The sequence below is a fragment of the Cytobacillus firmus genome (genome assembly GCF_023657595.1).
Classification (GTDB): Bacteria; Bacillota; Bacilli; order Bacillales; family Cytobacillaceae; genus Cytobacillus; species Cytobacillus firmus_B.
This window is the reverse complement of sequence record NZ_CP098323.1, coordinates 4,637,586-4,661,876: the sequence shown is the minus strand read 5'-3', so window position 1 is coordinate 4,661,876 and position 24,291 is coordinate 4,637,586. Positions and strand designations below refer to the sequence as shown.

The 24,291-nt window shown below is 45.0% G+C and carries 19 protein-coding genes; 15 read left to right on the top strand and 4 right to left on the bottom strand.

The window, feature by feature from the left end; all coding sequences use genetic code 11:
• The first annotated feature begins 9 nt into the window (after window positions 1–9).
• From NAF01_RS23335 to NAF01_RS23265, 15 genes are all read left to right on the top strand, one after another.
• Window positions 10–900 (top strand): acyl-ACP desaturase, encoded by an 891-nt coding sequence (locus NAF01_RS23335; RefSeq protein ID WP_048009178.1) that lies wholly within the window; start codon window positions 10–12, stop codon window positions 898–900.
• A 713-nt stretch (window positions 901–1,613) separates the two neighbouring features.
• Window positions 1,614–1,970 carry a SpoIIAA family protein gene (locus tag NAF01_RS23330; protein ID WP_048009177.1) on the top strand — a complete coding sequence of 119 codons (357 nt, stop codon included), beginning with the start codon at window positions 1,614–1,616 and terminating at the stop codon, window positions 1,968–1,970.
• A 337-nt stretch (window positions 1,971–2,307) separates the two neighbouring features.
• Window positions 2,308–3,576, top strand: coding sequence for a cytosine permease (gene codB, locus NAF01_RS23325; RefSeq protein WP_250801317.1), 1,269 nt, complete (start codon window positions 2,308–2,310; stop codon window positions 3,574–3,576).
• Window positions 3,566–4,831, top strand: a complete 1,266-nt coding sequence (locus NAF01_RS23320; protein WP_197246613.1) for a cytosine deaminase — start codon at window positions 3,566–3,568, stop codon at window positions 4,829–4,831. The genes codB and NAF01_RS23320 overlap by 11 nt, the downstream gene beginning before the upstream one ends.
• Window positions 4,832–5,255: 424 nt before the next feature.
• On the top strand, window positions 5,256–6,875 hold the full coding sequence (locus NAF01_RS23315; protein WP_048009174.1) for an ABC transporter substrate-binding protein: 1,620 nt from the start codon (window positions 5,256–5,258) through the stop codon (window positions 6,873–6,875).
• 58 nt (window positions 6,876–6,933) lie between these two features.
• Window positions 6,934–8,001 carry a M42 family metallopeptidase gene (locus NAF01_RS23310; RefSeq protein WP_250801316.1) on the top strand — a complete coding sequence of 356 codons (1,068 nt, stop codon included), beginning with the start codon at window positions 6,934–6,936 and terminating at the stop codon, window positions 7,999–8,001.
• Window positions 8,002–9,083: 1,082 nt separating this feature from the next.
• The gene (locus NAF01_RS23305) at window positions 9,084–10,019 is read left to right on the top strand and encodes a 3-hydroxyacyl-CoA dehydrogenase family protein (protein ID WP_250801315.1); all 936 of its coding nucleotides are present in this window, start codon (window positions 9,084–9,086) and stop codon (window positions 10,017–10,019) included.
• Between the two features lie 18 nt (window positions 10,020–10,037).
• Window positions 10,038–10,799, top strand: coding sequence for an SDR family NAD(P)-dependent oxidoreductase (locus tag NAF01_RS23300; protein WP_250801314.1), 762 nt, complete (start codon window positions 10,038–10,040; stop codon window positions 10,797–10,799).
• Window positions 10,800–10,856: 57 nt separating this feature from the next.
• Complete coding sequence (gene hisD, locus NAF01_RS23295) at window positions 10,857–12,140, top strand: histidinol dehydrogenase (protein ID WP_250801313.1); 1,284 nt, start codon at window positions 10,857–10,859, stop codon at window positions 12,138–12,140.
• A 51-nt stretch (window positions 12,141–12,191) separates the two neighbouring features.
• Entirely contained in the window at window positions 12,192–13,196 is a 1,005-nt protein-coding gene (locus NAF01_RS23290; RefSeq protein WP_197217813.1) for a LacI family DNA-binding transcriptional regulator, read from the top strand.
• A 38-nt stretch (window positions 13,197–13,234) separates the two neighbouring features.
• On the top strand, window positions 13,235–14,545 hold the full coding sequence (locus tag NAF01_RS23285; protein ID WP_197246628.1) for a GntP family permease: 1,311 nt from the start codon (window positions 13,235–13,237) through the stop codon (window positions 14,543–14,545).
• Window positions 14,546–15,365: 820 nt separating this feature from the next.
• Entirely contained in the window at window positions 15,366–17,165 is a 1,800-nt protein-coding gene (locus NAF01_RS23280) for a sigma 54-interacting transcriptional regulator (RefSeq protein ID WP_250801312.1), read from the top strand.
• A gap of 152 nt (window positions 17,166–17,317) precedes the next feature.
• Entirely contained in the window at window positions 17,318–18,514 is a 1,197-nt protein-coding gene (locus NAF01_RS23275) for an iron-containing alcohol dehydrogenase (RefSeq protein WP_250801311.1), read from the top strand.
• Window positions 18,515–18,529: 15 nt separating this feature from the next.
• The gene (locus NAF01_RS23270) at window positions 18,530–19,879 is read left to right on the top strand and encodes a GntP family permease (protein ID WP_197246632.1); all 1,350 of its coding nucleotides are present in this window, start codon (window positions 18,530–18,532) and stop codon (window positions 19,877–19,879) included.
• Between the two features lie 21 nt (window positions 19,880–19,900).
• Window positions 19,901–21,358: a CoA-acylating methylmalonate-semialdehyde dehydrogenase gene (locus NAF01_RS23265; protein WP_197217825.1), complete on the top strand. Its 1,458-nt coding sequence runs from the start codon at window positions 19,901–19,903 to the stop codon at window positions 21,356–21,358.
• A 76-nt stretch (window positions 21,359–21,434) separates the two neighbouring features.
• Here NAF01_RS23265 and NAF01_RS23260 read toward each other — a convergent pair whose 3' ends face one another.
• Genes NAF01_RS23260 through NAF01_RS23245 form a run of 4 tightly spaced genes read right to left on the bottom strand, consistent with a single transcriptional unit; the run spans window position 21,435 to window position 24,280 of the window.
• Entirely contained in the window at window positions 21,435–21,719 is a 285-nt protein-coding gene (locus NAF01_RS23260; RefSeq protein WP_250801310.1) for a PTS sugar transporter subunit IIB, read from the bottom strand.
• Between the two features lie 15 nt (window positions 21,720–21,734).
• On the bottom strand, window positions 21,735–22,403 hold the full coding sequence (locus NAF01_RS23255; protein ID WP_250801309.1) for an L-ribulose-5-phosphate 4-epimerase: 669 nt from the start codon (window positions 22,401–22,403) through the stop codon (window positions 21,735–21,737).
• A 29-nt stretch (window positions 22,404–22,432) separates the two neighbouring features.
• The gene (locus NAF01_RS23250) at window positions 22,433–23,791 is read right to left on the bottom strand and encodes a PTS galactitol transporter subunit IIC (protein WP_250801308.1); all 1,359 of its coding nucleotides are present in this window, start codon (window positions 23,789–23,791) and stop codon (window positions 22,433–22,435) included.
• Between the two features lie 30 nt (window positions 23,792–23,821).
• Window positions 23,822–24,280 carry a PTS sugar transporter subunit IIA gene (locus tag NAF01_RS23245; protein WP_250801307.1) on the bottom strand — a complete coding sequence of 153 codons (459 nt, stop codon included), beginning with the start codon at window positions 24,278–24,280 and terminating at the stop codon, window positions 23,822–23,824.
• Window positions 24,281–24,291 lie beyond the last annotated feature (11 nt).

Sequence of the window (24,291 nt, the reverse complement as noted above, 5' to 3'; positions counted from 1 at the left end):
GGTCTACACTTGTTAACAAATCATCTCGATTTTCGTTTGGAGCCGAAGGTAAGGGAATTGTATGAGGAGCACAAAAAGCGGGCTGAAAAAATAGATTGGGGCTATCACGAATTTCTTCCTTGGGATAAAGCGCAGGATTTCCGGCGTGTACCATGGGATGAAAGCCAGGTGACGCTTCCGGAGTCCGTCATTACGGCTGTGGAGACAGCTCTCCTGACAGAAGTGAATCTCCCATGGTTCACCTCTTATTTAGACCAGACCTTTAAAGGGTCATTGAGTGTTATTAAGGAATTTGTGCATACCTGGACAGCGGAAGAAGATCAGCACTCCAATCTGCTTGAAACCTATCTCTTAATCACGCGTAATGTCCATCCGGGCAGGCTTCACCAGCTGCATAAGCAGACAGTGGAAAACGGCTGGAATCCTGATTTCCATACCCCATTTGAAACAATGGTCTATACCTCCATGCAGGAGCTGGCCACCATGGTGTTCTACTATAATGTAGCGAAGGTAGCGGGTCCACATGATAAGGATTTGTCCACCTTGCTGAGGCGTTTGGCCAAGGATGAGACCCTGCATTATACTTTTTACAGGGACGTTATAAAACATCACCTGCAATTAGAACCTAACTATTGCTACTACCTCGCGAACGTCATCATGAACTTTAAAATGCCGGGTGCTGTCATGCCGGATTTTGAAAACCGGATGGCTATCATTGCAAAAGAAGCCAACTACGGCCCGCTGGAATACTTTGATCAGGTTCTCGATGTCATTATAGACTATTGGGAAATTGAAAAGCTTCGGCCGATCGCACCTGAAGCAGAGAAAGCAAGACTCGATATCCTAAACTATCATGCCCGCCTCAAAAAGGTTCGGGATCGATTTTACAGCAAGAAATAATTTATAGAACCGGCTTTGCTGGTTCTATTTTTGTTGGAAAAGAACCGAATTGTGAACGCTGCAAATAGAGTATTTGATTCTGCGAATAGAATCGCAAACTTGCAAATAGAGTTTTTCATTCTGCAGATAGGATTGCAAACTTGCAAATAGGTTCTTCATTCTGCAAATAGAATCGCAAACTTGCAAATAGAGTATTTGATTCTGCAAATAGAATCGCAAACTTGCAAATAGAGTTTTTCATTCTGCAGATAGGATTGCCAACTTGCAAATAGGTTCTTCATTCTGCAAATAGAATCGCAAACTTGCAAATAGAGTATTTGATTCTGCAAATAGAATCGCAAACTTGCAAATAGAGTATTTGATTCTGCAAATAGAATCGCAAACTTGCAAATAGAATATTTGATTCTGCAAATAGAATCGCAAACTTGCAAATAGAGTTCTTCATTCTGCAAATAGAATCGCAAACTTGCAAATAGAGTTTTTCATTCTGCAGATAGGATTGCCAACTTGCAAATAGGTTCTTCATTCTGCAAATAGAATCGCAAACTTGCAAATAGAGTATTTGATTCTGCAAATAGTAGCGCTAAACTTGCAAATAGAATCCAAACCTGCAAATAGCACACTCCATTTCCAATAAAAAACTCCCCACAGCTAGTTTCGCAGCCCGCTTAATCGGGAAATTACCTCAATAAAACCACTTGGAGGTAACCTTTATGCTTCAATTCATAGAATCCCGCTCTCCCTCTACCATCGCCCTCGCATTCAATGGCAATGCAACAAAGGAAGATGCCGAAAAGCTGGATCAATACGTAAGAGAAAATTTTAAAGATGACCAGAAATTCAATATCCTGGCCATTATGACGGATGTAGACGGAACAACTTTCCAGGGAGCAACGGAAGGAATGGAATTTGATATAAAAAGGTGGAAGCAGTTTAATAAATTCGCTGTTGTCAGTGATAAAGACTGGATTGGCACTGTATCAAAGCTCACGAACTACCTGCCTGGAATTACAGTCGAATATTTTGAAGGCCATCAGCTTGAAGAAGCGTGGGCCTGGATATTGAAATAGCCTAATAAGGGCTATTTTCGATCGCAGAATATCGGGCAGTGACAACAGGGTTCGCAACCTGCTACACAGCATCCTAAAATTTACCACCTTGACACTGCTGGTATTTTCTGAAATAATAATAGACAATTAAATACTGGTACCTTTAATTCAGTCCCGTGAGGCTGACAAGGACAGCGGAAGTATGATGACCAATGGGTGAGGTGTATCCTGCCCAAGGGTTCTTCATACAGGAAAAAGGCTTCTTGTCGGAAAACGGCGAGAAGCCTTTTTCTTTTTCCACCCACTTACTATCGAAGATCCTTCGGTACCAGTTCAAAAAACGATTGGAGGAATTGGTATGAAAAAAGTAGATTTGGATTTTTCGTTAGAAGCGGTACCTCAAGGTCATCGCAATGGTTTTTGGAAAATGCTTGTGGTGATGCTCGGCCTGACCTTCTTCTCGGCCAGCATGTGGTCAGGAGGAACGCTTGGAACAGGATTAACGTTCATTCAGTTTATCGGAATCGTTCTGGCAGGCAACTTGATTTTAGGTGCTTACACAGGGGCACTTGCCTATATCGCGGCAAAGACAGGCCTATCAACGCACCTGCTCACCCGCTATGCTTTCGGTGAAAAAGGATCCTATCTATCATCCTTCCTGCTGGCTGCCACTCAGGTGGGCTGGTTCGGAGTTGGAGTAGCGATGTTTGCGCTGCCGGTTCAGAAGGTAACAGGAATTGATGCGTATCTTCTGATTGCGGTGGCAGGTCTCCTGATGACAGGCACAGCCTTCTTTGGTATGAAGGCACTGGCAATCTTAAGCTTCATAGCAGTACCTTTAATCACTGTTCTGGGAAGCTTCTCCGTTTTTAAAGCAACAGAAACAGCAGGCGGCCTGGAAGGGCTTATGCAATATCAGCCAACAGAGGCCATTAGTCTGGCTGCGGCTTTAACAATTTGCGTCGGCTCGTTTATCAGTGCGGGCACGCTGACTCCGGACTTTGCACGTTTCTCAAATACAAAGCGTTCAGCGGTAGTATCAACCGTCATCGCCTTCTTCATCGGAAACTCGATCATGTTCCTGTTCGGTGCAATTGGTGCAATCGCAACAGGGCAATCGGATATTTCAGAAGTCATGTTCATCCAAAAGCTGATTTTCCCGGCGATTCTGGTTCTTGGTTTAAACATCTGGACAACGAACGATAACGCTCTATATGCATCAGGCTTAGGATTTGCGAGCATTTTGAAAATCCGAAAAGGAAAGGTTGTCATCTTCAACGGGATTGTCGGAACGATTGCGGCCATGTGGCTGTACAACAACTTTGTCGGGTTCCTGACGATTCTCGGATCGACGCTGCCATCCATCGGAGCTATCATCCTGGCAGATTACTTTATCGTAAATCGCGGAGAATATAAGAAGTTTGCAGATATGAAGTTTAAGGCTGTAAACTGGATCGCGATTCTTGCCTGGGCAGCCGGTGTAGCCGCTGCAAATTTCGTGCCGGGGATCCCGCCAGTCAACTCGCTGTTAGGTTCAGCAATCACATTTGTCCTGGCATCAAAGTTGGCTGCTTCATTACAAGGCAGAAATACAGTTCAGGAAGGGGAACTAAGAAGTGATTATTAAAAACGCGAAACTGAGAGGCCGGGAAGGCTTATGGAATATAACGATACAAGATGGAAAGATTCACAGCCTGACACAAGGGGAAGCGGATGCCGGCCAGGAAATTCTGGACGCTGCCGGATCCCTGGTTTCGGAACCCTTCATCGAACCCCATATTCACCTGGATACAACCCTGACAGCAGGAGAACCGGAATGGAACCAGAGCGGAACATTATTCGAAGGCATTCAAAGATGGGCACAAAGAAAAGAAACCCTGACACATGAAGATGTGAAAACAAGGGCGAAAACGGCACTCAAATGGCAAATTGCACAGGGAATCCAGCATGTCCGTACACATGTGGATGTAACAGACCCCAGTCTGACTGCTTTAAAAGCCCTGCTGGAAGTAAAAGAAGAAATGGCTGACTATGTGGACCTCCAGCTGGTAGCTTTCCCGCAGGAGGGAATAAATTCGTATCCAAGCGGCGCTGAACTCATGGAGGAAGCGCTGAAAATGGGCGCTGATGTGGTAGGAGGCATTCCTCATTTCGAGTTCACAAGGGAGTACGGCGTGGCTTCAATGAAAACGGCCTTTGATCTTGCAGAAAAATATGACCGCCTTGTCGATATCCACTGCGATGAAATCGATGATGAACAGTCGCGCTTTGTGGAAGTGGTGGCAGCGGAAGCCTATGAACGCGGATTGGGCAGCCGGGTAACAGCCAGCCATACAACGGCAATGGGATCTTACAATGATGCTTATACCTACAAGCTGTTCAGACTGTTAAAGCTATCAAACATTAACTTTGTCGCAAACCCGCTCGTAAACATCCATCTGCAGGGACGCTTTGATACGTATCCGAAACGCAGGGGAATTACAAGAGTAAAAGAGCTGCTTGAAGCAGGGCTGAATGTTAGCTTCGGCCATGACGACATCTTCGATCCATGGTATCCGCTTGGCACCGGCAATATGCTGCAGGTGCTACATATGGGCATCCATGTGTCACAGCTGATGGGGTATGAGCAAATTGTTAACTCGTTTGACCTGATAACAACTAACAGTGCTAAAACTTTAAACATTGATGAGAAATATGGAATTGAAGAAGGAAAGCCGGCCAACCTGATTATTCTTGATGCGGAAAATGAGTATGAAGCAATCAGGAGGCAGGCGGCTGTCAGGTATTCAATAAGAAATGGAAAAATAATTGCTGAAACGAAACCCAGCCAGACATCAGTGGTGTTTGGTGAAGAAAAAATGAATGTGGATTTTCATAAATGATAGAATGACTGGCTCAGACTGACTGGGTCAGTTTTTTTCTGTTTAGGAATTTATAACGATGTGAATCACTTTGATGAAAGATTTTCTGCATTCAGCTTCAGCGCCCAGTCATAAGCCAAATCACTCCAGAAATCGAGATTTCCTGCGTGATTCGTTATGCCTATCGGAGCTGATCAGGCGCTTCCGCCTTTGTTTCTATCAAGAAAATTATTAGAAAGTCACGAAATTAATGTAATCGCTTACAACCTTAATAGTAAAGAAGCTGGTAAAACAAGCTTTCAAAAATAAGTATTTCGACTCTAAAAATATAGTAGAATATTTCGATAATCTAATATATACTAATTTTTATTAAAAAGTATGAAAAGTCTAAAAATAAGACTTTATCTTACTTTCATCTACATAAAAATCACAAGGGGGAAAAACAATGAAAGGCAAGTCTTCACTGGTTTTAAGCATTTTACTGATTCTTTCATTACTGCTTTCAGCATGTTCCGGCAGCGGTGAAAAAGCATCCGGAGGCAGCAGCGGCGATCCAAAAGAGGGCGGTTCACTAATTTATGCCCGCGGTGCTGATGCGATTGGGCTGGATCCCATCAATGTAACGGATGGTGAATCTATCCGTGTAACAAGCAATATTTTTGAAACATTGTTTGTATATGACGAAAATCTTGAAGTCCAGCCGGGATTAGCGGAATCTCACAAAGTCTCTGACGATGGACTGACATGGACAATTTCACTGAAAAAGGGCATCAAGTTCCAGGATGGAACCGATTTTAATGCGGAAGCGGTCGTGTTCAACTTCGATCGGTGGATGGATCCTGAAAACCCCTACCACAAAGGGGATTTTCCATACTACCCATTCTTGTACGGGGGCTTTAAAGGAGACCCGAACCATAAGATCGAGTATGTAAAAGCAGTTGATGAATCAACAGTAGAGTTTAAATTAACGGAAAAGACAGCTCCATTTATCAGCTATTTGGCTATTCCTATGTTTGGAATCGCAAGTCCTGCGGCGATCGAAAAGCATGGTGACAAATTCTATCAACATCCAGTGGGAACAGGCCCGTTCGAATTTGTCAGCTGGAAAACCAATGACAAAATCGTCCTAAAGAAAAATGAAAATTATGCAGGAGAAGGTCCATATCTGGATGAACTGATTTTCCGCGTCATTCCGGAGAATTCCTCACGTCTTACGGCACTTCAAGCGGGTGAAGTTGATATCATTGATGGGCTGAATCCGGATGATGCCACGACCATTGAAGCTGATTCAAACTTAAGTCTTGTCAAGCGCCCAAGTTTTAACATCGGCTATATGGTTCTTAATACTCAAATGGCGCCTTTCGATGACGTTAAAGTCCGCCAGGCTGTCAATATGGCCATTGATAAACAGGCCATTGTGGATGCGTTTTATAACGGCTATGCCGAAGTGGCGAAAAACCCATTCCCATCTGTGCTTTGGGGCTACAATGACAGCATTGAGGACTACAAATTCAATGTGGAAGAAGCGAAAAAACTATTGGCAGAAGCAGGATATCCAGATGGATTCAAGACCCAGCTTTGGGCTATGAGCAACCCAAGACCATATATGCCGCAGCCAATGAAGGTGGCAGAAGCCATCCAGTCAGATCTGAAAAAAGTAGGCATCGAAGCTGAAATCGTAACCTATGAATGGGCAACGTACCTTCAAAAGTCTGGCAACGGGGAACATCCAATGGGCTTATACGGCTGGACAGGCGTTATGGCCGATCCGGATAACTTCCTGTTCCCGAACCTGAGTGCAACGAATACGGAGAAACCTGCCAGCAACCGTGCGTTCTATGAAAATGAAGAATTCACGAAGCTTCTGCAGGACGCACGTGTAACATTTGACCAGGACGAACGGGCAAAGCTTTACCAGCAGGCCCAGGAAATTTTCCACAAAGATGCCCCATGGGTGACGCTTGCACATACAACACCGCCAATCGCAATGGCGGCCTATGTCCAGGGATTCACTGCACACCCAATGGAAGATGATGACTTTACGAAGGTTTACTTGACGAATTAACAGCCAGAGCCCCTGCGTTTGCGGGGGACTCTTTTCATATCTAAGGGAGGGTTTCACTGTGTATGAATTATTAAAAGGGTTATGCGAAATCGTAGGTCCAAGCGGTTTTGAACAGGATGTCCAACGATTTATCTTAAATGAAGTAAAGGATTATGTAGATGAATACCACGTCGATTCAGTCGGGAACCTGATTGTGAAAAAGAAAGGGAATAACCCGGATTATCCTTCGTTAGTCATTGCGGCCCACACCGATGAAATTGGGTTTATCGTGAAAAAAATCGAAGAGAATGGGTTAATTCGTTTTGAGAAATTAGGCGGATTCGATGATCGTATTCTTTTATCATTGCCGGTTAAGGTCCGTTCTGAAAAAGGCAATATTGATGGAGTGATCGGAACCATTTCAGCTCACTATGTGAAGTGGGATGATCCAAAACGCATTTCCAGCCACCGCGATCTGTATATTGATATCGGCGCCCGTACTGCAGAAGAAGCCGTGGAAATGGGAATCAAGATTGGACAGCCCATCAGCTATGGCACCGAGTTTAAGAAAATAGGAAAAAACCGCGTTACGGGCAAAGCTTTGGACGACCGGGCAGGCTGTGCCCTATTGATTCATCTGCTCCAAAATATCGGAGGAAATGGGACTCAGCATGGCGACATTTACGGTGCCTTTACGGTTCAGGAGGAAGTTGGGTTAAGAGGGGCATCCGTTGTATCTGCTGCTGTAGAACCGGACTTTGCACTGGCACTGGATACAACACCAACCAGCGACACATTTGACGTGCTCATGACAGGCACAAGAATCCTGGGCAATGGCCCATGCATCAAAATCGCTGATAAATCACTGATTGCCCATCCGCTTGTCACTCAGCACCTAGAAAAAGTGGCGGAAGAAGGAGGTATCCCATATCAGCATGAAGTTTTCATGGGAATCGGAACAGATGCTGGCGCTATCCATATGACGAACAAAGGCGTCACAGCAGGGGTTATCTCCATCCCATCCCGCTATACACATACGCCGATTGAAGTAGTCGACTTGGACGATATGGAAAACTCCTACAAACTGCTGCACGACTTTGTGGTGACGTTGGATCAGCTGAAGGGGAAGACGTTTTTGGATACTTAATCTTATCAGAGAAGACAGGGGGCTTAGGCTCTTTGTCTTTTTTCCATAAAAGCAGCCGTACGAAACGGCCAATTTGCGGAATTCTCCTCTCTATTTGCAGGATTGGTCATTCTATTTGCAGATGCAACCAATCTATTTGCAAAATAAGCTTCTCTATTTGCAGGTTTCCCGATTCTATAAGTAATGTTCACACTCACACATCACATCTGCCAAACCCTGTAACTGGAATCAGTCTATCTTCTTAAAAGTGTTATTTTCTATTAAAACGGCAGCATCTGCCGTGCTGGATTGCTCTATTTGTAAAATTTCCCCCTCTATTTGCAGGTTTGGCCATTCTATTTGCAGATTCCAGCAATCTATTTGCAAAATGAGCTTCCCTATTTGCAGGTTTCGCAATTCTATTAGTAATGTTCACACTCACACATCACATCTGCCAAACCCTGTAACTGGAATCAGTCTATCTTCTTAAAAGTGTTATTTTCTATTAAAACGGCAGCATCTGCCGTGCTGGATTACTCTATTTGCAAAATTTCCCCCTCTATTTGCAGATTGGCCAATCTATTTGCAGATTCCAGCAATCTATTGGCAAAATAGCTTCTCTATTTGCAGGTTTCGCAATTCTATTAGTAATGTTCACACTCACACATCACATCTGCCAAACCCTGTAACTGGAATCAGTCTATCTTCTTAAAAGTGTTATTTTCTATTAAAACGGCAGCATCTGCCGTGTTGGATTGCTCCATTTGCAAAATTTCCCCCTCTATTTGCAGATTAGCCATTCTATTTGCAGATTCCAGCAATCTTTTTGCAAAATAAACTTCTCTATTTGCAGATTTCCTGATTCTATTAGTAATGTTCACACGCACGGGTCAAGGGACAGTCAACCTGTCCCCTAAGCAGTGGCCTGGCAGGATTTGATCTGTCAGTCACTTTATTAAAATCCATCAAACGTTTGATTAAATTTTCAGCTAAAAACAAATGAATATTTTAACAATTTATAATTTTATGTTGAAATTACAGCGCTTACATTGTATATTGAATACGTATTCAAAAACTAGAAATTTCAGAAAGATGGTGAGCGATTGGAGAGAATAGCTGTACTTGGGTGCGGCACGATGGGCCATTCCATTGCGCTTAATGCGGCCTGGGCCGGACTGAGCGTGACCATGCAGGGAATCAGCGACGCCGACCTGGAACAGGGCTGGACCAACATGCTAAAGAAGCTTGAGGTTATGCTCAATAACGGTATTTTATCCGAATCGGAAGCTGGCCACATTCAGGAAAATATTAAAATGACTGTCTCTGTTGAAGAAGCAGTTCAGGGTGCTACTTTCGTGATTGAAGCTGTACCGGAAAACATTCAATTAAAAATTGACTTATTTAAACGTCTCGACGCTCTCTGTGATCCCGATGTCATTCTCGCAAGCAATACTTCAGGCCTTAGTCCAACGGAGATTGCTTCAGAGACTGCCCATCCGGAACGCACGGTAGTGACGCACTTCTGGAACCCGGCACATTTAATTCCACTTGTCGAGGTTGTTCGCGGTGAGAAGACCGGCGATGAAGCAGTGGAAAGATCCTTTCAGCTTTTAAAGCAAATGAAGAAAAAGCCGATTGAAGTGAAAAAAGAGGTTCCCGGTTTTGTCGGCAATCGCCTTCAATATGCACTTTTCCGTGAAGCCCAATACCTTCTAGAGGAAGGCATCGCGAGCAAAGAAGATATTGATGATGCCGTTACTTACGGCATTGGACGCAGGCTCCCTGTTTCAGGCCCGTTGATGACGGCCGATATGGGCGGACTGGATGTCTTCTCCGCCATATCTGATTATTTGTTCCAGCACTTATCCAGTGCAGAGGAATCTTTGCCGGCACTAAAGAAGCTTGAGTCTGAACAGAAGCTCGGCGATAAAACGGGTGAAGGCTACTACAAGTGGGATGAGGCTTTTTCCAAAGAGTACAATCAGAAAAGGGAAGCTGAGCTGATCCGTTTTCTAAAGAAGGATCTGGGAATCCAATAAAGCTGATGGAGGAATGGCATGAAGAACTTTCCTGATCTGGAGAATAAATCGGTAATCGTGACAGGCGGAAGCAAAGGAATCGGAAGGGATATCGCCATGTCCTTTGCCGAAAACGGAGCGAAGGTTGTGATCGTGGGCAGAAATGAAGACGCACTCCGCCAGACTACCGATGAACTGAAAAAAATAAATAATAATAGTTTTTATGTTGCAGCGGATTTGAACAATGTCTCAGAGATTAAAAGAATGACAGAAGCAGCAGTGGATTATATGGGCTCTCTCGATGTGCTGATCAATAACGCCGGAATTAACCGGGCCAAGCCTGCCATGGAAGTAACCGAAGAGGACTGGGACCTGACGCTTGATACCAATTTGAAGGCAGCGTTTTTCTGCAGCCAGAAAGCAGCCGAGTATATGATCCCGAACCAATCCGGCAAGATTGTCAATATTGCTTCCCAGATGGCGTTTGTCGGCTACTACAAACGGGCGGCCTATTGTGCCAGCAAGGGAGGCATGGTGCAGCTGACGAAAGCGCTCGCGGTAGAGTGGGCATCACATGGCATTAATGTTAACGCGGTGGCACCAACCTTCATCGAAACCGAGCTGACTTCAAAAATGTTCGAGGACAAGGAATTTGAAAAGGAAGTCTACGGCAGAATTCCGCTAGGAAAGCTTGCGGATGCCGGGGATGTTTCGGCCGCAACTCTATTCCTTTCTTCCAACCTATCAAAGTTTATTACAGGCGATACGATTAAAGTTGATGGCGGATGGACAGCCATATAAATTTTTTTCCTTAATTTTGCATACGTATTCAAAAATAAAAACAGGAGTGATATCAAAATGGCAACTTTCTTAAAACAAGGCAAAAATGATCAAGAGGTACAGGAAGCAGATGTAAAAGTAAGAGAATCGGTGAGCGCCATTCTTAAAAATATCGAAGAAAATGGAGATGCAGAAGTCCGCAAGCTTTCCGAGCAGTTCGATAAGTGGTCACCGGAGCAATTCAGACTATCTGAAGAGCTTATCAAAGATATTGTTGCATCTGTACCTGAACAGACAATCAACGATATCAAGTTTGCGCAGGAACAAATCCGCAATTTCGCTGAACATCAAAAAGCAGCATTGCAGGACATTGAAGTGGAAACATTGCCTGGCGTGTTCCTTGGCCATAAAAATGTTCCGGTAAACAGTGTTGGCTGCTATATCCCTGGCGGACGCTACCCAATGGTTGCTTCCTCCCACATGAGTGTTCTGACTGCTAAAGTGGCAGGCGTTAAGCGCGTGATTGCCTGCACACCTCCGATTAAAGGAGAAATTCCTTCTGCAACGGTTGCTGCGATGCATCTTGCTGGCGCTGACGAGATTTACCTGCTTGGCGGAATCCAGGCGATGGGTGCAATGGCAATCGGAACAGAAACCATTGAGCCGGTTGATATGCTTGTGGGACCAGGAAATGCGTTTGTGGCGGAAGCGAAGCGCCAATTATATGGAAGAGTCGGAATCGACCTGTTCGCCGGTCCAACAGAGGTCCTTGTTATTGCAGATGAAACAGCCGATGCGGAAATGATTGCAACAGACCTTCTAGGACAGGCAGAGCATGGACCAAACTCTCCGGCATGTCTAATTACAACATCTGAAAAATTAGCGAATGAAACAGTAACAGAAATCGAGCGCCAGCTTGAGACTCTTCCAACAGCAGATGTTGCAGGAGCGGCATGGAAAGACTACGGCTCCATCATCTTAGTAAACAGCCTGGAAGAAGCCGTTGTGGAAGCGGATAAATTGGCTTATGAGCATGTGGAGGTTTTAACTGAAGATCCGAACTACTTCCTTGAGAACATGACTAACTACGGTGCACTTTTCCTTGGGCCTGAAACAAATGTGGCTTACGGTGATAAAGTAATCGGAACAAACCATACGCTTCCAACGAAAAAAGCAGCCCGCTACACTGGCGGACTATGGGTGGGCAAATTCCTGAAAACATGCACATACCAGAGAACAACTCCGGAAGCGAGTGCGAAAATCGGTGAATATGCTTCCCGCCTATGTGACCTTGAAGGCTTTAAAGGCCACCAGGCACAGGCAGATCTTCGTGTAAAACGCTACAGCAGTCTCGTGAAGTAAGCAAAATCTGATATAATTTCTCTGTCTAGACTCGGGCAGGAGGAACACGCGTTGAAAAATAAAAAAGTGACAGCCATGGATGTCGCTCGATTGGCAGGCGTTTCCCAATCGAGCGTATCCCGGGCTTTTAGTGAAAATTCAAGTATCTCATCAAAAAAGAAACAGCTTATTCTGGATGCTGCCGAACAGCTTGGATATCAGCCGAATGCCATAGCACGGGGCCTGATTACCAATCAGTCCCGCATCATTGGCGTTGTCATGCGGAATATCCAGAACCCTTTTTATCCGGAAATCCTTGATAAGTTTTACAGCAGGCTGGCTGAAAAAGGGTACAAGGTAATGTTTATCAACTCCCAGAATAACGAGATCCAAGAGGATGAAGTGAGCCATTTAATTGAATACAGCGTCGAGGGAGCCATCATCACAGATGCGCTTTTGACCTCATCGACTGTGCAGAAATTTACACGCAATGGCATCTCGGTCGTCCTGTTTAACCGATATGTGAACGATTCCTTAAGCAGTGCTGTTGTATGCGATAACTTTGCTGCCGGGAAAAGGATTGGGCACTACTTGATAGAAAAAGGACATGAAAATCTCGCCTTTATCTCCGGACCGATGAATACATCAACAACAGTTGATCGAAAAAATGGTTTCCAGGAAGCTTTGGCAGAACACGGCATCTCTTCCTTTTTAACCGAAAACGGCCTTTATTCATATGAAGGAGGATTTGCTGCAGCCCAAAAGCTGCTGGAACGCAGTAAAAAGATAGATGCCATCTTCTGTGCAAATGATATATCCGCTTTTGGCGCAATGGATTATTTGAAAAAACAGGACATCAGAGTCCCTGAGGATATCTCTGTTGTAGGCTTTGACAATGTGGCTATGTCAGATTGGTCATCTTATGAATTAACCACCTGGCACCAGCCGGTTGACGAAATGGTCGATTATTCGATTAACCTTCTTTTGGAGCATATTAATGGGGACACGGACACCCCTGAAATCCAAAGATTAGAAGGCCATTTGGTGGAGAGAGGATCCGTAAAGGACAGAAGGTAATGGAGAGAAGGCAGGGGTTTTCGGGATAGGAGGAACTTATGCTAAGTATGATTGGATTGCTTGGGGGGATCGGGCTTCTCATCTATTTGACGATGAGAGGGATGAATCTGCTGCTTGCTGCCCCTCTTTCAGCATTTATTGTTGCAATATTCAGTGGATTGCCGATTTTCCCTCAGCTGGCAGGCGAGGGTGAGGTCAATTTTCTGACCAACTATATGAACGGTTTTGCCGGATTTATCACATCGTGGTATTTGATGTTCTTATTCGGGGCCATTTTCGGAAAACTTATGGAAGACAGCGGAGCAGCAGACAGTGTTTCCAAATGGATTATCGATAAAATTGGCATGAAACGGGCTGCATTAGCCGTTGTCATTGCCTGTGCGGTCTTAACCTATGGTGGCGTAAGCCTGTTTGTTGTTGCCTTCTCCGTCTATCCAATGGCATTGAGCCTATTTAAGGAAGCCAACCTGCCAAGAAGATTCATTCCGGCAGCTCTTGCCTTCGGTTCAACTACATTTACCATGACATCGGCGGGTTCCCCGGAGATCCAGAACTGGATTCCGATTGAGTTCCTGGGCACTTCCCCATATGCCGCCTGGGAAGTCAGCTTGATTGTCGCTATCTTTATGATGGCATTTGGATACTGGTGGCTGAAGAAAATGATTAACAAGGCGCTTCGCAATGGAGAAAAATTTGAGGCAAGAGAAACGGATTCTGCTTTGATCCGTGAAAACTTGCCAAGCCCAATGTTAAGTATGGTGCCGCTCTTAGTCGTCCTAGTGATTTCGTTTATTTTCCATGATTCATTGGCTCAGTCAGCCTTGATTATTGCCTTATTGAGCGGCTGTTTTGCCACCTATTTTCTTAACCTTAAATATTTCACGAATGTATGGGGTGCCGTATCAGAAGGAACCATCGGCGCATTGATCGCCATTGCCAATACATCAGCTGTTGTGGGCTTTGGCGGTGTGGCTAAAGCAACCCCTGCCTTTGCCAGTGCAGTTGATGCCATGACCAGCATTCCGGGAAGCCCTTTAATCGGCGGAGCCCTGGCTGTTGCTGTCATTGCCGGCCTGACCGGATCTGCTTCCGGCGGCCAATCGATTGCCCTGCCGCTTCTGGCTCCGCACTATCTGGATATGGGTGTCAATGCAAGTGAGCTTCACCGCGTTGTGGCGATATCATCCGGATCAATTGATTCCCTGCCGCATGGCGGTTACGTTGTGACAACCATCCGGGCGATCTGCGGCGAGTCCCATAAGGATGCCTATCCGGCATTTGGCGCATTGACAGTGATTGTGCCGATACTTGGTGTTATTTTAGCTGTCATTTTATTCTCGATTTTCTAAAGTGCTTAGCAGAAAGACAGAGGGGTTAAGGCTCTCTGTCTTTCTTTCTATTAAAATCGGGTGGCATCTGCTGTGCAGGCTTGCCCTATTTGCAGAATTTCTGGGACTCTTTGCAAGATGGGCCATGCTATTTGCAGGTTCAACCGTCTATTTGCAAAATAAGCATCTCTATTTGCAGATTTCCCGTCTCTATTAGTAATGTTCAAAACTCCAAACTGGAATTTTTAAAAGTGAATTTTCTTTTAAAATCGGCGGCATCGGCTGTGCGGAATTGCTCTATTTGCAGAATTTCTATCACTATTTGCAAGATGGGCCATGCTATTGGCAGGTTCAACCGGTCTATTTGCAAAATAAGCATCTCTATTTGCAGATTTCCCGTCTCTATTAGTAATGTTCAAAACTCCGAAACTGGAATCAGTTTATTTTTAAAAATTGTTATTTTCAATATAAAATCAGGCGGCATCGGCTTTGCGGAATTGTTCTATTTGCAGAATTCATATCACTATTTGCAAGATGGCACATGCTATTTGTAGATTCAACCAATCTATTTACAAAATAAGCATCTCTATTTGCAGTTTTCTCGTTTCTATTAGTAATGTTCAAAAATCCGAAACTGGAATCAGTTTAATTTTTAAAAGTGATATTTTCTATAAAACTCGGCGGCATCGACTTTGCGGAATGCTATTTGCAAAACAAGCATCTCTATTTACAGGTTTCCCATCCCTATTAGTAATGTTCACACTCAGGCACCACACTGGAACCTATCTATCTTTTAAAAGTGTTATAATTTAGAAAATTAAAATTACCGGAGGAGTTCCGTATGCCTCAATCCATTTCTGATAAGAAAGAGGACTTACTAAATGATGAGCACCTTAAAGTGAAAAACTGGATGACACCCAGCCCGTTTTGTATTCAGCCGGGGCAGACTCTGGCAGAAGCTTCAAAAATGATGGCGGATCTTCATCTGGAAAGCCTGCCTGTCACAGATGAAACCAATCATCTGGTTGGAATGATCACTTCCAGGAAGCTGCTTAACTACTTTGCCCAGGGCAACCCGGGTGATGCTTTAATTGGCAGCATTCCCAAATCGAATCAGGCATCTGTCCGGCCAGATGATTCTATCCTCGATATTATGTCGCTTCCATACGATCAGCTTCCTGTCACGGGTGAAGATGGCAAACTCCTGGGTATTCTGACAGCCAGGGATATCCTGGATGGACTCTCCAAATACCTGTATAAGCTGAGGCAGCAGCATAATTCCGAGGATGCACTTGGCGCCATTTTGGAAAGCGCCTATGAGGGAATAGCGGTTGTCGATGAAAACGGCATTCTGCAGGAATTCAATGAAGCCTATAGCCGTTTTACTGGCATTAAACGGGAGGATGCAATTGGCAGGCATGTCACAGAGGTCATTGATAACACACATCTTCACGAGACTGTAAAGACTGGAATCGCTGAACGGGGGGTTCTGCAGAACATCCAGGGACATGACATGGTGGTGCACCGGATTCCCCTCTGGAAGGAAGGACGGATTGCCGGCGCCATCGGAATGCTGATTTTTGAGGGAGTCACAGAAGTTTATAAAATCTATGAAAAACTGCAGGAAAATCAAGAGGCCAAGCCTGACCTTTTCACAAAGAAAAAGGAAAATGACAGCCGGGTCACCCTTGACCAGATCATTGGGACAAGTGAAGGAATTACGGAAGTGAAGCGGCTGGCACGGAAGGCTGCCAGGACTGCGGCTACTGTCCTTATAACAGGAGAAAGCGGGACGGGAAAAGAAATGTTCGCCAAGAGCATCCATCACCTCAGCCCATTTTCCACCGGGCCTTTCATCAGTGTTAACTGCGGGGCCATTCCGGAGCCTTTATTCGAGTCTGAACTGTTTGGCTATGAAGAAGGCGCCTTTACCGGGGCGAAAAAAGGCGGCAAACCCGGGAAGTTTGAGCTTGCAGACAACGGCACGATTTTTCTCGATGAAATCGGAGAGATGCCGCTTGTCATGCAGACCAAGCTGCTGCGGGTCCTGCAGGAAAAGGAAGCTGAACGTGTCGGCGGTGTGAAAAAGTATCAGATTAATGTGCGAGTTATTGCCGCGACAAACCGCAATCTTATGCAAATGGTTGAAACCGGGGAATTCCGGGAGGATCTTTATTACCGGCTGAACATCATCCAGCTCCATATCCCTCCGCTGCGGGAACGGAAAAAGGATATACCAGTCCTGCAAATCCATTATTTGAAGGAAATCTGTGAGCGGTACCAGGTACCTGGAAAACTATTTACATCTGAGGCGGTGAACGCTTTTGTCCAGCATCCGTGGAGGGGGAATATACGCGAGATGGTGAATACGGTGGAACAGCTGGTGACACTGGTTGATGGGAAGGTCATTGACTATCATCATTTGCCGGAGATGCTGAAAAAGCCGGAACCCACTTTGAAAAAGGTGGATCGGGCTGCAGGGTCTATTGAGGAAGCTAAATTACTGGGCAGCCAAAGAGAGTCTGAAATTATTCTGGATGCATTAAGAAGAGCAGGCGGAAATAAATCGAGAGCTGCCGATTTGCTTGGAATTCATCGGACAACTCTGTACCAGAAGCTGAAAAAACATGGAATAACCTGATGACAATGTAGTGATTACGCTACAAAAAATCTACAGTTGTAGTGTAGTGACTACACTTTCACAGAAAGAAAACACTGACTTTACTGGGTTTCAAAGTTGGCACGCTCTTTGCAAGTATAAGCAGTAATAGAACAAAAGGGGTGGAATGTCCAATGGAGAAACCAGCAGTTTTCCGGGTGCCGGAAGCGATTTTTTATGGAAGGGGATCTTCCGAAAAAGTTGGTGCTGAAGCGGCGGCTAGAGGGAAAAACGCGTTAATTATCAGTGATAAAATAATGGATCAGCTTGGATATGTAAGTGAATGCAGAACTTATCTTCAGGAAGCGGGCGTACAAAGTGAGGTTTATCTGGGGGTAGCATCAGAGCCGACTGACGAGTATGTAGCAGAAGCGCTCGAGCTATTTCAAAAACAGCAATGTGACCTGGTTATTTCAGTAGGAGGCGGCAGCTGTATCGATACGGCAAAAGCCATAGCGGTTTTAGCAACAAATGGCGGCTATATCGGCGAGTATATGGGAGGAAAGAAACTGGCCCAGAATGCACCGGTTCCTCATATAGCGATTCCGACAACAGCCGGGACTGGCTCTGAGGCCACAGATGTAACTGTCATCACAAATTCATCCAATGATGTCAAAATGATGATTAAACAGCCTGCTTTTATGCCGAGCGTGGCAATTGTGGATCCGCTGCTTACATTTTCATCACCGAAGAATGTCACATCCGCAACCGGGGTTGATGCCCTAAGCCACGCGGTTGAAGCATATCTATCCAAAAAGGCACATCCGATGACAGACACAATAGCAATATCGGCCATGAAGCTGATCGTGAAAAATATTTTAACCGCTTACAATGAGGGAGACAATGTCGATGCCAGGGAGGCAATGAGCCTTGGGTCCCTGCAGGCTGGAATGGCGTTTTCAAACGCATCTGTATGCCTTGTGCATGGAATGAGCCGTCCAATCGGCGCATTATTCCATGTTCCTCATGGAATCTCAAATGCCATGCTTCTGCCGGCTGTTCTTGAGTTCAGCCAGGAAGCATGTGTGGACCGTTTAGCGGACATAGGAAGAGTTTTTCAGCCAGAAAATGAAAGCCTTACCAATGAAGAAGCTGCAGAAGTGGCTGTTCAATCCGTCAAAGAGCTTTGCGGGAAATTAAATATTCCTAACTTAAGAGGATGGGGAATAGACGAGGAAGCCTTTACGAATGCGGTTGGCAAAATGGCAGACGACGCCATCGACAGCGGCAGCCCCGGCAACAATCCAAGAGTTCCGGCTAAGAGCGAACTCGAAGAGCTTTACCATGTTTGTTACGATTATCAGTTTTCCTCTGAAACCGAGAAAGTGTAACAGGGGGACACACAGATGATTGGAATGCTGGGGTTAATCGCTTCACTGCTTCTATTAATGTATTTAACTATGAAAGGCGTAAATATTATTATCGCCGCGATCATCAGTGCAGTTGTGGTTGCTCTGACAGGAGGGCTTAACCTTGAGACAGCCCTGACAGAGCATTACATGACAGGCTTTACAGGCTATTTTTACTCGTGGTTCCTCATCTTTTTATTGGGAGCCATATTCGGAAAAATCATGCAGGTAACCAAGGCGGCTGACAGCATTGCGAATTGGGTCAAGGATACACTTGGGCCATCAAGAGCGGTATTTGCAGTCGTGGCGGCAGCAGCCATCATGACTTACGGAGGCGTCAGCCTGTTTGTTGTAGGCTTCGCCGTTTATCCAATTGCTGTGTCACTATTTAAAGTGGCCAACCTGCCGCATCGTTTTATCCCGGCGGCATTGGTGTTCGGATCCATCTCCTTTACGATGACAGCACCGGGCTCGCCGGAGATCCAAAACCTGATTCCGACCGAGTTTTTCGGAACAAAGCCGACAGCAGGCGGAATCATCGGGGTGTTAATGGCCCTTTTGATAATGATAATAGGCGGTATTCTGCTTAGCCGAATGGTGAAAAAAGCAGTTAAAAATGGCGAGGTTTTCTCATTGCCAAACCAGCCGTCGGGTGCCAATGAGACGGCAGCAGCTCTTGAATCGGAGCTGTCCATGCAAAGGCCAAATGCTGCTCCGGCAGGGAAGGATTATCCTCATGTGATTATGGCCATCTTACCGCTGGCGTCAGTAATTGCGATTTTAAATACGGCTGCTAACTTCACTTCTTCGACGGCGGCCGCATTGATCTCTCTGACAAGCGGCATCATTCTGGCATGTGTGCTGATGATGAAATATTTAGTCGGATTCTGGGAGGCGCTTGCCAAGGGTGCCCAGGATGCTTTAGTTGCCGCAGCTAATACATGTGCGGTTGTAGGCTTCGGAAGTGTTGCGGCTCAGGTTGCTGCGTTTGACACCTTTGTAGATGCACTGGTAAATATCCCGGGACCGCCGTTAATGGGACTGGGGATTGCCGTTACCCTGATATGCGGTATTACCGGGTCGGCATCAGGCGGCTTAGGCATTGCGCTGCCGATTCTGGCGCCAATGTATCTGTCGCAAGGACTGGACCCTGGTGCCATGCATAGAATTTCAGCCCTTGCATCCGGCGGACTGGACTCACTGCCGCATAATGGCTATGTCGTGACAACAATCCGGGCGATATGCGGAGAAACCCATAAACGCTCCTATTGGCCAATATTCATTCTAAGTGTAGCAATGCCAACGGCTGTACTATTCCTGGCAATATTCTTATATTCAATCTTTTGATTTCGAAAGGGGATTTTACTTATGACAGCGACAACAACAACGGTATTAAAAAACTTTATCAATGGCGAATGGGTGGACGCCAATACTGATAAATTTGAAGTGGTGCCAAATCCGGCAACAGGCGAGGAGCTTGCCCGCACACCGATTTCTACACGTGAAGATGTCGACAATGCTGTACAGGCTGCCAAGGAAGCTTTTAAAGTCTGGAGTAAAACGCCAGTGCCAAAAAGAGCGAGAATTCTATTTAAATACCAGCAGCTTTTAATAGATAACTGGGACGAGCTGGCAAAGTTGATTACACAAGAAAACGGCAAAAATTATAAAGAAGCCTATGGCGAGGTGCAGCGCGGAATTGAATGTGTGGAATTCGCTGCAGGTGCTCCATCTCTCATGATGGGCAAGCAGCTTCCTGATATTGCGACCAATATTGAATCAGGCATGTACCGCTACCCTGTAGGTGTCATTGGCGGCATCACGCCTTTCAACTTCCCGATGATGGTTCCCTGCTGGATGTTTCCGCTAGCGATTGCATGCGGCAACACATTTGTATTAAAGCCATCTGAGAGAACACCAATCCTTGCTAACCGTCTGGCAGAGCTGTTCACAGAAGCGGGCCTTCCAGCTGGCGTATTCAATATTGTTCATGGCGCGCATGACGTGGTAAACAGCCTGATCGACCATAAGGATGTTCCGGCAATTTCATTCGTTGGCTCCCAGCCTGTTGCCGAATATATCTATAAATCTGCAACAGCAAAAGGCAAACGCGTTCAGGCGCTGGCTGGTGCCAAGAACCACTCAATCGTGCTGCCTGATGCAGACCTTGATGGAGCGGTTAAGGAAATTATCGCTGCTGCATACGGTTCAGCTGGTGAACGGTGCATGGCCTGCTCTGTAGTAGTAGCCGTGGATTCCATTGCCGACGAGCTTGTTGCGAGATTAAATGAACAGGCGAGTCAGCTGACAATCGGTAACGGCTTGGATGAAAATGTATTCCTTGGCCCAGTCATCCGCCAGGAAAACAAGGAACGCACAAGCAATTACATTGAAATTGGCGAAAAAGAAGGAGCAAAACTTGTCCGTGATGGCCGCAAAGACGAAGCATACCACGAAAACGGCTACTTCATCGGACCAACGATTTTTGATAATGTGGATCCATCAATGAAAATCTGGAAAGAAGAAATTTTCGCACCGGTACTTTCTGTTGTGCGTGTAAAAAATCTGGAAGAAGCAATCGAGCTTACGAACAAATCCGACTTCGGAAACGGTGCATGCCTATTCACTGACAGCGGAAGCAGCGTCCGCTACTTCAGAGAAAACATCGAGGTCGGCATGCTCGGAGTGAACATTGGAGTACCGGCGCCAATGGCCTTCTTCCCATTCTCCGGCTGGAAAAACTCCTTCTACGGAGACCTCCACGCAAACGGGACGGATGGAGTGGAATTCTATACAAGAAGAAAGATGCTGACTGCACGCTGGTAGGAATAAAACATAAGAGACACCTGCATTGAAATGCAGGTGTCTCTTATGTTTTTAATAGGTTATTATTCTCTATATATTATGCTAGAATTTGCTCTTTAATTTTCTCAAACATGTCCTCTTTGCCAATGCCTGTCAATAAAGGGACACCATCAATGACCTTGCTTTTAATATTATCTGGAACAAGTGTAGTGGATACGATGATATCATACTCATCAATCCGGCCGAGTTCTTCGCTGATTTTAGATTGAAATAACTTTACTTTCGTTTGCAGGTTGTTTTCTTCCAGCCAGGATTTAACTTTTCCAGTTACAATTGTTGATGTAGCAATTCCTGTTCCGCACATAATTAATAATTTTTTCATTTTTTCCTCACCCTTTTATATAGTATTGTTTGTTTTTTCGCTTTGGCCATAAGACGTTTTATAGAAACCATAACATTGAAGAACAATATCTCTGCTTAGTGGTGCGAGATCAGGCTCATGCAATGTGGCATAATGCGCGTACTCTGCCGTTTCTTCCAGCAGAACAGCAGCCTTTAGTGCACTTTCAATATCCTTGCCTACCGTAAAGACTCCATGGTTCCGCAGCAGCACAGCTGGCACATCCCCAATGTGGTTAATAATTTGCTTGCCGACTTCATCTTCACCAATCGCTGCATAATCTGAGCAGGGGACACCTTCTTTAAACATATTGGCAGCTGTTGTGGTATACGAAGGAATTCCTAACCCTCTTATTGCAAAGCTGGTAGCATACGGTGAATGGGTATGGACAATGCTGTGAATATCGTCACGTCTCCGATAAACAAATAAGTGGCTGGCGGTATCTACTGAAGGCTTCAGCCGCCCCTCCACAACATTTCCATCAAGATCGAGTACAACCATATCCTCTGGCTTTAGAACATCAAAGTGGACGCCGCTTGGTTTAATGATTACATTATTACTCTCTTTATCTCTATAACTGACATTTCCGCTGGTCCATTTGACAAGCTGCAATTCTTTTAATGTCTTGTTTGCATCGCATACTAATTGTTTCCAAACCTGATACATATAGATCACCTTCTTCAATCAGGGTAATGTTATAAACCGACTCCGCTATCATTATTAAGTTTCGCCTCACGTTTTGGCTTGATCTTATTCAAGTAAATCAAACCTCCAAAGGCGACTAAACCTATAAGCGTTATTCCTGTCCAGTTGAGCACCTTAGCAAGGCCAACAAAGATAAATGTTGTCCATACAGCTCCGTCAACAAGGGCAGAGATACTGGAATTTCCGGCCATATCAAAATTTGCTGCAATAGCGGAATCAGTGATTAAAGGAGCAGCCCAAGAAGCGATAAGCAGACCTACTGCCATATAAAGGGTTCCGGCGACAACAGTTCTGATAATATTTCCTCTAAATACTGGAGTCATTAAGCAAACTAAGAATGGTATGGTTGCCAAATCGCCAAACGGCAAGACTGTATTTCCAGGCAAAATGACCGCTAAAAACAATGTAATTGGCACAATAATTAATGAGGCTGATAAAACAGCGGGATGACCTACCGATAATGCACTGTCCATACCAATATAAAGGTCACGGCCCGGCATGCGTTTTCTGACAAAGTCACTGGCTGCTTCAGAGATCGGGGCAAGCCCTTCCATAAGCAGTGAAACCATGCGGGGCATTAACATCATCACGGCACCAGTTTGTACAGCAAGCTGCATAACTTCCTTCGCATTATATCCTGCCAGGAATCCAATCACGATACCGATTAATACACCCATTACAGTCGAATCCCCGAATATTCCTAATCTTTTTTGGATGGTCTCAGGATTAGCTTCTAATTTATTAAAGCCGGGAATTCGATCAAACACCCAGTTTAAAGGTTTTGCTACAAGATAAGATGGTGCAGAGGCCCCGTGAGGGAAAGTGATTTTTGGAAAACCATAGAACTTTTCAATATCCTTTGCAATTAAATCCCCTAAGAAGAAAATGACAACTAAATGAATGGCGATTGTATATAAGCCAAGAGCGAAGTTTCCTGTCAAGGCATACACTAGAGATCCTGTGAAAGCACAGTGCCAATAATCCCAGATATCAACGTCCAGCGTTTTTGTCAGGCCGGTAATCAATAAGACTACATTTAAGCCAATTCCCAAAGGAATTGCCAAACTTCCTAAAGCGGTACCATAAGAAATGGCAGCCGCAGCCGGCCATCCTACATCTATGGTGTCAAGCTGGAAACCAAAATTATCAACCATGGCCTTTGCTGCAGGTCCTAAGCTGCTGGTTAACAGCCCTATTACAAGATTCAGCCCAATAAAGCCAATGCCGACGGTTAATCCAGCTTTAAAAGCTTTTGAAGGCTTTGTTCCTAACACAATCCCAAAGATAAACAAAAGAATTGGAAGCATTACGCTGGCACCAAGGTCAACAAACCATTGTAAAACCGACATTTAAATCCCCCTTTTTTATTGTCTGAAAAGTTATTTCAGACCAATTCTGTTTAATAAATCTTCAAACTCATTTTTGTTCTTACATGCAGAAAATTCGGTTAGTAAAGTTTGGTCTTGAAGAATCTCCATTAAGCGCTGCAGCATGGCCAGCTGATCTGCTGGATTCTTTAAAGCCAGCATAAAGATAAGCGAGACATCTATCTCTTCTTGTGCGTTATTGCCCATGACAAGGAACTTCACTGGGTTTTTTAGAGAGGCGAAAGCGATTTGCGGACTTATGACTTTATCTGCATCTGTATGGGGAATAGCCACCCCGAATGGTTTCACTGCTAAACCAGTTGGAAAAGATTCCTCACGCTCTAAGATTCCTTGTTCAAAAGAAGCTGCCACTAAGTTCTCTGCACGCAGGGAATTCACCATTTGCCGCAATGCATCCTGGCGGTCGCATGCTTCTAAGTTAAATAAAGTAACTTTCTTATCAAAAAACATTTTCCTTCCTC